At 68.7% G+C, this 11,711-nt stretch carries 8 protein-coding genes; all 8 read right to left on the minus strand.

Annotation, left to right across the window (positions count from 1 at the left end):
• A partial coding sequence (locus AC1DBQ_RS17640) for a PKD domain-containing protein (RefSeq protein WP_476929749.1) occupies nucleotides 1-3,533 on the minus strand: 3,533 nt, incomplete at its 3' end.
• A gap of 12 nt (nucleotides 3,534-3,545) precedes the next feature.
• Nucleotides 3,546-4,298 carry a glycosyltransferase family A protein gene (locus AC1DBQ_RS17645; protein ID WP_476929750.1) on the minus strand — a complete coding sequence of 251 codons (753 nt, stop codon included), beginning with the start codon at nucleotides 4,296-4,298 and terminating at the stop codon, nucleotides 3,546-3,548.
• A 155-nt stretch (nucleotides 4,299-4,453) separates the two neighbouring features.
• Entirely contained in the window at nucleotides 4,454-5,230 is a 777-nt protein-coding gene (locus AC1DBQ_RS17650; protein ID WP_476929751.1) for a hypothetical protein, read from the minus strand.
• A complete protein-coding gene (locus AC1DBQ_RS17655) occupies nucleotides 5,227-6,027 on the minus strand; it encodes a CDP-alcohol phosphatidyltransferase family protein (RefSeq protein WP_476929752.1) in 801 nt (266 codons plus the stop codon). Before AC1DBQ_RS17655 ends, AC1DBQ_RS17650 begins: the two co-directional genes overlap by 4 nt.
• Nucleotides 6,024-7,178: a DUF1972 domain-containing protein gene (locus tag AC1DBQ_RS17660; RefSeq protein ID WP_476929756.1), complete on the minus strand. Its 1,155-nt coding sequence runs from the start codon at nucleotides 7,176-7,178 to the stop codon at nucleotides 6,024-6,026. Before AC1DBQ_RS17660 ends, AC1DBQ_RS17655 begins: the two co-directional genes overlap by 4 nt.
• 17 nt (nucleotides 7,179-7,195) lie before the next feature.
• Nucleotides 7,196-7,657: an FAD synthase family protein gene (locus AC1DBQ_RS17665; RefSeq protein ID WP_476929753.1), complete on the minus strand. Its 462-nt coding sequence runs from the start codon at nucleotides 7,655-7,657 to the stop codon at nucleotides 7,196-7,198.
• Between the two features lie 54 nt (nucleotides 7,658-7,711).
• Nucleotides 7,712-9,316, minus strand: coding sequence for a sugar transferase (locus AC1DBQ_RS17670; RefSeq protein WP_476929754.1), 1,605 nt, complete (start codon nucleotides 9,314-9,316; stop codon nucleotides 7,712-7,714).
• A gap of 602 nt (nucleotides 9,317-9,918) precedes the next feature.
• Nucleotides 9,919-11,711, minus strand: a 1,793-nt coding sequence (locus tag AC1DBQ_RS17675) for a helix-turn-helix transcriptional regulator (RefSeq protein WP_476929755.1), incomplete at its 5' end; no start/stop codon positions are given.

Below are 11,711 nucleotides of genomic sequence, written 5' to 3' on the forward strand. Positions count from 1 at the left end.
GCGCTCAGCTGCCAGGCCGCCGGTTCGGCTGCCGATGCCCGCCAGACCTTCGCGCTGAGCGCCGTCGGCGCCGTGCCCGTAAGGCTGAGCCGGATCATCAGGGGGTCATTGGCGGCCACGGTCAGGCCGGCAATCGCCAGGGGCCCGGCAATGGTCGTCTCGGCATTGTTGATGACCCGGGTGAGGTACAGCGACACGGCACCGTTGCTGCCGACCTTGACCTTGGCCCGGTAGTCGTTGTTGTTCGCCCGCCGGCCCAGCAGGGAGGCGAACATTCCGCCGCCGTCGGCGATCTTGTCGGCGGAGACCGTGACGGTTCCGTCGAACGCCGCCGTGGACACCGAGTTCAGGAACGCGCTCCGGCTGGCGCCGGCGGCCCCGAGGGTCACAGCACCGGAGCCGTTGTTCACGGCGAAGCTGGTGCTGCCTCCTGAGACCGTCCAGGCTCCTCCGGTATCCGCCGTGCCGAAGCCTCCGGTGACAGTCCGTCCGAAGGCGTCCGCGGCGACGACCGTGTTGGATGCCGGGGCCGTGACGCTGACCGTCCGGCTGGCGGTGCCGGTGGCGCCGTCGTCGTCGGTTACTGTGAGGCTCACGGTGTAGCTGCCGGCCTTGGCGTAGGTGTGCGACGCCGTTGCCCCKGTTCCGGTGCTGGCRTCACCGAAATCCCAGGCGTAGCCGGTGACGGTCCCGTCCGAGTCCGCGGACCCCGAGCCGTTGAAGGCGACGGCAAGGTTGCTGGCCGTGGAGGTGAACGCCGCCGTCGGGGCCACGTTGGCCGGCGGGGCCACCACGGTCACGGTCTGCACGACGCTGGCGGTGTTGCCGGTGTTGTCCGTCACCGTCAGCCGGACCGTGTACGTGCCGCCTGCCGCGTAGGTGTGCTGCGCCGTGACCCCGGTGCCGGTTCCGCCGTCGCCGAAGTCCCAGGCGTAGGCGGCGATGGGACCGTTGGCGTCCGAGGACGTGGTGCCGTCCACCGACGCCGTGAGTCCGTTGACCGTTGACGTGAACCCGGCCACCGGAGGCGCGGGCGGCGCGTTGACGGTGCGGCCGGAGGCCACGAAGTGGGCCTGCACCCGGGACAGCGGCAGTACGGTCGGGTAGATGGCGACGTCGTCGATCTGGCCGTTCAGGTACCGGCTCGTTGGCCGGTTGGGCCAGCTGGTCAGGTTGTCGCCGCCGATGCGCCAGAAGCCGTCGATCGGCCACGCGGATGTGGTGTCGGTCCGCCCGGCTGCTACGACGCCGTCGAGGAACAGTTGCATCCCGTTGGGGCCAAGGGTCGCCACGACGTGGTGCCACTGGTTGTCATTGAACGCCTTGGTCGTGTTGACGGTGATCCGGGCGCCGGTTCCGCTGGAGCCGGTCGGCCGGACGCCGAAGTAGATCCGGCCGGTGTTGTCCATGTAGACGTTCCGGTCGAAGTCTGCCGACACACCCGTCTGCGAATTGCCGTAGCCGATGATCTCGCCGCCCTGGGTGGTGTTGGTCCGGAACCAGGCCTCGGTGCTGAAGACCTGCGGACGGACGGACAGCGTCGGGCTGGCGGCGACTCCGTCAGTAGTGGCGTTGAAGGTGGCGGCCGTGTCCGAGTCCGCGGTCACCGCGCCCGCGGCGCCGAAGCTGACGCCGGGCCGGACGATGAGGTCGTCCTTGCCCGCGAGGTCCACACCGGTGGCCCCGCCGGTTTCGCCGAGGCGCCAGTAGTTGCCGGGCTTGTCGGCCAGGACCTGCTGGGCGTAGCTTCCCGGTGCTGTGACGGACCCTGGAACCGTGATGGTGACGGTCTCGCTGCGGGCCTCATTGCCGAAGGCGTCCCGGGCGTAGATGCGGTAGCCGTAGCTCTGGCCGGCGGTCAGGCCGGTGTCCAGGAACGTCATGCCGGGCCGGTTCCAGAAGGTGGAGGCCTGCTTGACGGTGGAGATGACGGCGCCGTTGCGGCGCACCTCGTAGGTGAKGTTCTCATTGTCCTGGTCCCAKTTCGCCTGCCAGCGGACCCGCACGGTGCCGGCCGCGGGGCTGGAGAGCGTCGGGTTGAAGTTCACGCCGCTCAGCCGCGGTCCGCGCAGGTTCGGCGAGAGCCCGGTCCGCGGGAACCGGGTGAGACCCTGCTGCGGCTGGTTGTTGATAAGGGTGAATTCGCCGGCCATCACGATGTAGTCCGCGTTGCCGGACACCGTCCAGGCGCCCTGGTCCTGGCCCGTGAAGGTGCCTGTGTTCAGGATCGGGAACCAGGCCAGCAGCGACGGCGACGGGTTCCCGGCGAAKTTGGTGTACCCGTGGCTTTCGGCGGTCACCGTGCCGGTGGCCTTCTTGCTGAAGGCGATGCCGCGGTTCCACTGCCAGGGCTCGGCCTGCGGGAAGGCTCCGATGTTGCCGCAGAAGTGCGCGTGGCCGGCCAGGTAGATCGCGTCCCCGAGTGGCTGGATCGAATAGGTGTCCCCGTGGCAGTCTTCGAGCCAGTTGGTGGAATCGTCCGCCCATTTGACGGAGAACATTCCTTCCAGGGTGCTGCTGCGCCCGAAGGTGTAGCCGGCGCCATAGACGTTGACGCCGTCGGACGCCAGGGTGGTGATGGCCCCCGTGCTGCCGCCGTTGCGGGCGATGTTGTTGATCTGAAAGGGCAGCACTGTGCCCAGGGACGTGTCCACCTTGGCCACGCCGTACCCGGGATTGCTGGAGCCGTTGATGGACGTGAACGCCCCGCCCACCACCATGCTGGCGCCGTCCGGGGAGAGGGTCATCGCGTTGACCCGGCCGCCGGAGGCGACCGGGTTCCACGGCAGGAGCGCGGCGTTGGAGGCGCTGACCGCGGCGAGCTTGTCCCGGGTAACGGAGCCGACGGCGTTGAACAGGCCGCCGAGGTAGACGGTGGTGGAKGTTGCCACAATCGAGCGGACCGACGCTGACATGCGCGGCAGGAAGCTGGTGATCAGGGCACCGTTGGCGGGGTTCAGGGCGACGGCCCGCCAGACGGTGGAGCCGTTGTAGGCCGTGAATGAGCCGCCAACATACAGCCGCGATCCGTCGGGGGACGCTGCCAGTGCCGTCACTTCGCCGTTGAAGCTGGGAGTGAAGGTGGTGAGCAGCTCTCCGGTGGTGAGGTTGTAGGCCAGGATGTTGTTCCGCGGAACGGCTCCGGTGCCGGCGGCGGCACCGGCGGGCCGGGCCTCGGTGAAATTGCCACCGACGAACACCGTGTTGCCGATGACGACCTGAGTCCAGGCGACGCCGTTGATCTGGGCGGTCGGCAGGCCGTCGGCGGAGACGGTGGCGGGGGTGGCGGGGCTGGCCGGATCCGCGGGTGCGGTGTCTGCCGCGGCGGACTGGCTTCCGAGGAGTCCCAGCKACAGGGCCAGCGCGGCGGCCAGCAGCAGTGCCAGCGTCTTTTTCGCAGCAGTCCCCACCGTGGTGTAAAAGGCGGTGATGTAGGCAGTCGTGGTTGTGGCGGGTGCCGGCGTCGGTGCCGGGCCGGCGGGCGGCTTTGCCCCTCTCCCCCGAGCGCTCCCCAGCGTTGCGTTCCTGAGCATCTTCTTGTCCCCTCAGTTCAGTTGATGACTGGCGGCGCTGGMACCCAGCGCCGCCACATCCTCGGCCGAAAAGAGGCCTCGAATGCAGTGATCATTGTGGTTCTCTCCCACGTTTGTTCTCATCAGTGCCTGGCCTTGGGTACCAGGAATAAGTGGGAAGTGCCGGGGCACCGGCCCGATCTGGCGCACGGGAATACCGGCACGCAGTGCCACCCATTTCAGCCAGATGTCGTCGGCCCGCGGGCAGGAGTGCAGGAAGCCCTCGCCGCGCAGCCGCAGCTCCTGAAGCATCGCCGGCGGGTAAATGACGCCGGAGACGCCGATCGTGAAGTTCGCGGGCCGCACGGCGGTGTCGCGGGCCCGCGCCCACGTGGTGTACTCGTTGACCCGGTCCCCCGAGGTCCCCATAATGCTGACCCAGTGCCCGCTCACCGCATCCGGGTGGCGCCGGCCTGCGTCCACCAGCAGGGCCAGCCAGTTCGGTGGATAGACGACGTCGTCGTCCGCCGTCACGAGCGGCACGGTGTGCCTTGGCGTGGATGCGACGTAGGGGTAATACTTCTTGTGCGGTCCGTAATTGGCGGTGACCAAGATTTCCAGGCCGCGGCGTTGAAGACGGCGCAGCGACGCCGGGGACGCAGCAATGTCTTCTGGCGAATCCATCCACAGGATGAGGCGTTGGGGCCGCACCGTGCCCCGGGCGATGGACTCGATCCCAATTGACACCGAACGGATGCGGTCCCCATAGGTGGTTAGGGATACCACGACGCCGGCTGACCCCGTGACGGGCCCCCGGGCCAGAAGGTTGCGCCCCCGCAGGTAAGCCACGGCGCACGCGGCCCGCACCCGTTTGGCTGCCTTGCGCGCCCGCCGGACGATACGGCGGTGAGCCGTCKCKGGCAGCCCGCCGGGTGCCGGCGTCACGGAGCGTTMCCGGACGGGGCGCGGCCGGCAAACGTGGCGATTGGCGTCTCGGCTTCCAGGTTGAAGTGGATCTTGACGGTGTCCCGTGCGTCGAGCGGGACAGCGAAGATGAACACCCCGGCGCCGGTGGCGCCCGGCGCAACGCTTGCCGGGAAGGCCACAGGGTCCGGTCCGCTGAGCTGGCCCGCCGGGGAGTCTTCCTTGCCGTAGCTCAGATCCACCAGCGCCCGGTCAAGKGAGATCGGCGCCGCGGTGCCGTTGACCACCGTGACTTTGAACCGCACGGCGGGCCCGGCCACTTCGCCGATGCCGGTGGCCACGCCCTGGACGGCCGTCATGTCCGTGATGGTCGCCGACACGCCGACTTTGACCGCTTTCTTGGCCGTCAGTTCCACCGGGGCTGCGGTGGGTTGCGCGATGTCGGCGAGCTCTTGGTCCGATTTGCCGCTCCGGTTCACGGGAGCGGGGTTGACCTCCGGCGGCCCGGACGGGGTCGGCGCCGTCGCCGGTKCACCTGAAGCGKCAGCCGGTGCACCGGCGGCCGGTGCGCCCGAAGCTGCAGCCGGGTCCGGGGATCCGGCGGCGGGAGTGCCKACCGTGGTCCCGGGCCGGGCTCCCGGCGCCGCACTGCTTCCGGCGGAATAGCTCAGTCCTGAAGCCCAGGCGACGCCGCCGATCGCCAGCAGTGCACAAACTCCGAGGGACGTCGCCACCAGGCGTGCGCGGCGGGTGGTCTTCGGCTTGTCCGCGGGGGTGTTGGCCGGCTTGTTCATGGCCGGGCTCCCTTCGTAACGGGCTGCTCGGGCGCAGGCCGGGAAACCGGCTGGGCGGCGGCGAGTTCACGGAACCACTTCACTGACGCCAGCGCCAGGAACGCGGCCGTGGCAGCGAAGATCAGTGTGTAGACGCTGACGAAGACGGGCAGCACGCCGTAGCTGAGGAAGGACAGGCACAGGACGCCGTAGTCCATCGGGATCACGAGCAGCGAACGGATCCAGGAGCGGCCGCCGGGGTCCGCCACGGACGCCCGTCCGGCCTGCCGCCGGAGTTGTTCGGTCAGGATCATGCCGAAGAACAGGACCGAGGACACCACCGCGGCKCCCAGGGGAACCAGGAGCCACCAGGTTTCKACGGCGCCGAAGCGGTAGAGCCCGACGGCGAGCGCCAGCGGCATCAGGGTGGTCTTGACGGYGTCGACCATGTGGTCCAGCCACTCCCCGGCGGGCGACCCGCCGCCCTGCATCCGGGCCACCTGGCCGTCGGCCGAATCAAAGGCGTAGCCGGCCACGAGGCACAGCGCCACCCCGATGCCCAGCGCGCCCGATGGCGGAAAGACCATCAGGAGGGCGATCCCGGTGAAGGTGAAGACCGCGCTGATGCCCGTCACCGCGTTCGGGCTCAGCCCTGCCCGCAGCGCGGCCGCAGCCAGGAGCCGCCCCAGCCGGCGGTTGATGTAGCGCGAATAGGCCGGAGCGCTGCGCGCGGCCGTCTTCTGGCCGGCTGCCAGGGCCCTGACCGTGTCCCAGTACCCGGCGGCAGCACCGTCGACGTGCGGGTTGATGGCAGTCACTGGCCGGCCCCTATGCTTTGCTGGGCCGACGCCGGGAGCTGCCGGTAGGCGCCGCGGGCCGAAGGGACCCGCAGGCGGGCGAGGTCACGGCAGAGCTCCTCGTAGCCGTCCGCGACCAGGTCCCAGTTGAAGCGGTGCGCGATCAGCCGCGCTTGTTGTCCCCGCGCGGCCACATCGGAGTGGGGGCCCTCGGCGTCCGCAACCAGCTCGGCGACGTCMTGGGGGTCCGAAAAATACCGGCCGGAGCTTTCCAGCACCTCACGGTTGAACCCGACGTCGAACGCGTTGGTCGCCGTTCCTGCGCCGATGGCGCGAAGGAGCGAGGGATTGGTACCGCCGACCGAGTGGCCGTGCCAGTAGACCAGGGCGTTGGCATACAGCTGGTCCAGCAGTTCCTGGTCCCAGATCCCGCCGATAAAGCGCACCCTGCCGTCCGCGAGGTCGTGGACGGCGCTCGTGTAGCGGTTAGAGTACGGGGCCGAACCCACCACGATCAGCGGCAGCTTCGATCCGCTGCGGACGAACCCGTCGACTATCAKGTGGACGTGGTTCTCCGGTTCGAACCGGGCCACCACCAGGTGGTAGCCCTGCGGCGTGAGGTCCAGTGCCGCGAGCTTCTCCACGCTGCCTTTGGCCAGCAGCGGTGCGCCGTACGCGAGATAGGTGGTGTCGGCGTCGAACTTCTGCCGGTAGTAGTCCTGGATCCCGACGGCGTCGGCGATCAGCGCGTCAGACATCCTGACGGCGAGCCGTTCGACCGTCCGGTAGTACTTCTGGCCGCCCTTGCCCCACTTGGCGCGTTTCCACTCCAGCCCGTCGACGTGGGTGGCCACGGGGATGCCGGCCATCCGGAAGGCCGGCAGGTAGGGTGCGTTGGCGGCGTTGAAGAGGATCGCCGCGTCCGGCTGGTGCCGGAGCAGATGGGCGACCGAGAGACCGGTGTGGCTCAACGTCTCCAGGGACCGCCTGTGCATCGCCGGCAGGTGGACAAGCTCCATGCCCAGGTGCTCGGCGGGTTTATCCGTTCCCTCGCCCCGGTCCCGGCAGTACACGGTAATGCGGTGTCCGCGTTGCACCAGGCGCCGGCCGACTTCCTCGATCGCGGTTTCGAAGCCGCCGTAGCGGGCGGGGACGCCACGCGTCCCGACCATGGCCACGTGTAGGCCGCTCACCGCCGTGCTCCGTGCCGCAGCTGCGACGGCGTTGCGGACTGATTGATCAGTTCCAGTGCCGTGCGCAGGGCCGAGCTGGAGGTGTGGACGGTGTAGGGGAAATAGACCACCTCGACGCCGACGGCGCCAAAGGCCGCTTGCAGCCGCTMGCCCTGGGGGGTGCCCTTCCAGTCGTCGCCCTTGAAGAAGACGTTGAAACGAAGTTCCTCCCAGACCTGGAGCTTGTCCGGGACGACTTCGGCGAAGACCTTGTCCACGTAGGCGATGCTGCCGACGATCTCCATCCTCTCGGCGAGGGGGACGAAGGGCAACCTGCCCTTGACCTGCTCGAGGATTTCATCGGACACGACTCCCGCAATCAGGTAATCGCATTGGCTTTTGGCGTGCTTGAGGATGTTGAGGTGCCMGATGTGGAAGAGATCGAACGCCCCCGGGGCATATCCAATTTTGAGACCCATGGTGTACTGCTACCTTCCCGTTCGACGCCGGCCCAGTACCGGCGTTTAGTTCGTCTAATAGGCCCCCACCGGATGAAGAATGACCCTGAAGGTTCGCCACAGGATCATGATGTCGCCGGTCAAAGACCAGTTCTCCACGTAGTAGAGGTCCCATCGGACGCTCTCGTCCCAGCCCAGATTGGACCGGCCGTTGATTTGCCACAGACCCGTGATGCCCGGTTTGATCAGCAGCCGCCGGCTCACGTCCCCCTCATACCCCTCGACTTCACAGGGCAGCTGAGGCCGTGGCCCGACCAGGCTCATGTCCCCCCTCAGGACGTTCCAGAACTGCGGCAGCTCATCCAGCGAGTACTTCCGGAGCCAGCGGCCGCAGGTGGTGATCCGGGGATCGTTCTTGAGCTTGAACAGCAGTCCCGCTCCCTCGTTAAGGTCCCGCAGTGCCGCCAGGTCCTGTTCGGCGGTAGTGACCATGGAACGGAACTTGACCATCTTGAACCGCTCGCCGTTGCGGCCGACCCGCTMCTGGCGGAAGAACACCGGTCCCYTGCTGTCGCGGATGATGATCCAGGCCAGGGCGCCGAGCAGGGGTGAGAGGATCAGGAGGGCCGCGGCGGATGCCACGATGTCCACGAGCCGTTTGAGCGTGTGCTTGCCGCCGGTGAACCGGGGCAGTTCCACGTGCATGAGGGGCAGTCCCTCAACGGGACGCCAATGAATCCGGGGACCGGCGACGTCGGTCAGGCTCGAGGCCAGCACGAGGCCGGCGCGGGTGCCTTCCAGGGCCCACCCCAGCTGCCGGATGGAGCGGGTACCGCCCTGGAGCCGTCCCGCCACCACCACGGCGTTCGCGCCTGTTTCGGCGACCTTCTCCGCGACCGAGTCGACGTCGCACAGGACGGGAACCCTCTGGGCGGAAATTTGCACGTGGCTTTCGGTGTAGYCGGCGGGCAGGGCTGCCCCCACGACCTCGTAGGCGGCTCCTGAGACCTTGCCGAACTKCCGGATCACGTACTCGACGTCCGACGGTTCCCCGACGACGATCACCTTGGACAGGTAGTGGCCGAAGAGTCTCTGGCGGTTCAGCCAGCCACGCCACTGCCACCGGTTGATCAGCAGYAGCAGGGCCCCGGCCGGAAGCGCGAGGGCAAAGTGGCTACGGACCACATCGATGCCGGCGACGATCACGATGATGGCGATCCCGCCGAAGACCCCCAGGGTGGCGTCGAGTACCCGCTTGTATTCCTCGGAGCCGATGCCGAGGACGGTTTCCTCACGGGTACKGTGCACTTCGAGCGCCAGGACCCAGGCCACGACGAAGGCAATGCTGACGGCAAGGTACGAACCTCCCGCTCCGCCGCGGGACAAAACAGGTTCGCCTTCCTCGAAGTGGAAGGCGTAGGCGGCGGCGACGGCGATCGCGACGATGGCGGCGTCCGTGATGCGGAGCCAGCGGCGGTAGCGTCTGGCCCAGGACTTGCCCGAGTCCACCAGCTCCGCGGCCGCCAGTGCGGCCGGAGCGTTCTGGCTGCGGCCTGTGTCGGCGGCGGCCCAGGGCTGGCCGAGCGGTCCGGCGCTCGAGGCCAGGACCGGCTGGGTCCGGCGCGTCAGGCGGCTCCCCCGTGACCGGTATCCCCGGCGGCGCTCATCGACGGCGCTCATGCCGGGTCCGCGTTTCTCAGCGGCGCGGACCCGGGTGCAGACCGGTTAAGGKAGCCGGCGGCGGCTGGGGGGAGAGCCTCGGTCTCAGAAGGCTCTGACGCCGCCGGCTCCKACCTTGGCGCACGGCTGCCGGTGAAGGCACCGTACGATTCCAATGAAGGAGTTCGGTGTAGGGAGGTAATGGCACGACCACCTCTAATGGTGGCAGTGGCTGCTCCCGCAAGCAAGATGGATTTTGAGGCCACACTTTCCTGCAGGTCATACCCGCGGTMGATTACCGCCCTGAAGTTCCTCATTTTGAGACCTTTGTGAGTTGTTCGTGGGACTGACTTAAGTCAATCGCCCGGACCGGATCTACACACGAGTAKCGTTTACCCGACTTCTGTCGGCGCGTTTGCGGCCGCACTACTTGGGGATACTCCCGCCGGCACTCCGGGCCACCCGTGCTGTACGCGGCCGCCCGCGCAGCCTGGGGCCCAGGTGTGGGCGCAAGTGCCGGAGGGGGTGTGCGGGAGGGCACGGCAAACCGTCATGGCCTCACGAGAGCCGGTCCGGGGTGTCAGCGGGCCGGTCAGAGGTGGCGGGAGCCAGGGAGTACAGTGTCAGGGGTGCGGCGTGCCGAGGTCCAGGAGGTCCGCGCGCCGGCCGACGCCGAGCTTGGCGAAGATCCGAGACAGGTGACCCTCCACGGTCCGGTGCGATACGCACAGGGCGGCGGCGATCTCGCCGTTCGTGGCACCGCCGGACACCAGTTCCAGGACTTCGGCCTCCCGGGGGGTCAGCGCGGCGCCATGATCGTTATGGACGAGCTCCAGCTGTGCCGACATCCCGGCTTCGACGAGGCGGTGATGGACCCTGCGCTGGACTGCGGTAAGCCTCCACCGGTCCGGATCGTCGGCCAGGATCCGCTCCGCCTGCTGGGCGGCTTCAAGGGCCAGGAGCCCGTGGCCGCCGTTGAGCGCGTCGTCGCTGATGCCAATGAGGTCGGCAGCGTCGCAGGCCGAAACCGCTCGCGCATAGGACTCCAGCAGGCGCGCCTCCGGGCCGTCCACTGCGCTGCTGCTAAGCGCGAGGGCTTCGGCTCCCGAGGTGTCGCCRCTGCGGAACGCGAGCCGCCTGATATCGGTTTCAACGCCCCGCAGACCCTCGCGCAGCGCCTCATCCGCCAGCCGGGCCAGGGCACGGGCACTGTTCCCGTCCAGCCCGTCTCCCGGGTCCRCCGCCAGACAGTACGCCTCCGCCAGCAGGCGAAGGGTCGTCGGCTCCCGGTAGTCCGACAGCCGGTAGGCCAGCGAATGCYGGCCAGCCTCACGGTGGCGTCCGACGGCAGCAGCCGCGTAGGCTGCGACGGCATGGGCGAAGGGCAGGAGGTTGAGGGGGTCGGCTATGGTGAGTTCTTCCACGCCCAGCCGCACTTCGGCGAGGCTTTCGCGCATCCTGCCCTGGCGAAGCCTCGAATACCCCCGCATTAGGTGGAGCATGCCGCCGCTATACAGCAGCCGTCCGGGTTCGCGGGCCGCGTAATCGTCCAGGACCTGTCCCAGGCCGTCCCAGTCCCCTGCCCGGATCAGGTTCAGGCAGTGGCGTACTACAAGGTCCTCATACACCAGGGGCAGCGCMACGCTCGCGCTGCGGGCGCCGTTCCATGCCTCGCCGTCCAGGCGAAGCCCTGTCCGCAGGCGCCCCTGAGCCGTTAGGAGTTCGGCGAGGCGGGAAACTGCCGGGACACGGATTTCGGGATTGGTGCCGGCCGATTCAATGAGTTCGCGCAACCCGGTTCCGGCTCCCAGGAAGCGGCTGTCCCACGTGCGGCTCATCAGTTCTGCGGCCAGTCCCGCGGCGGCGGCCCCGTCCCGGAGCTGTTCCTCCGGATCGAGTATCGAAGGCTGCGTCGACGGCACGGCCGGCAGCGCCAGTGACTCCACAGCGGAGGGCGGTTCCCCAGCGGACAGCGGTTCCCCAGCGGACAGCGGTTCCAGGGCCAGAACAGAGCCCGGGGGCGGGCTTCCCGCGTCGGCGTGCGGTCTCCGGCCCGGCGTCGCGGACCCGATCCGGGCCGCGAGCAGGGCGGCCAGATAGGACGACCGTCCGGCGCGTAGCGGCTGCGCGGACTCCAGGGATGCCACGGCGGCCTCCGGGTGCCCGAGGATGTAGTTCGAATACGCCAGCTGGATGCGTGCTTCGGAGAGGAACCGGACGTCCCGGATGGCCCCGGCAGCCCGGGCGGCAGTCACAGGATCCAGGGCCGTGTTMGCGGCGACAGCGGCGTGCAGCAGCTGGACCGGGGGGATCTCCACGCCGCAGTCCAGGGACCACCGCAACCGGTTCAGGGCGGCTCCCGGMACGGCGGCCCGCGCCGAGGGAAACGACAGCACGCTTGAGCGCAGGGCTGAAC

Source organism: Arthrobacter sp. 10T413_2, assembly GCF_056394205.1.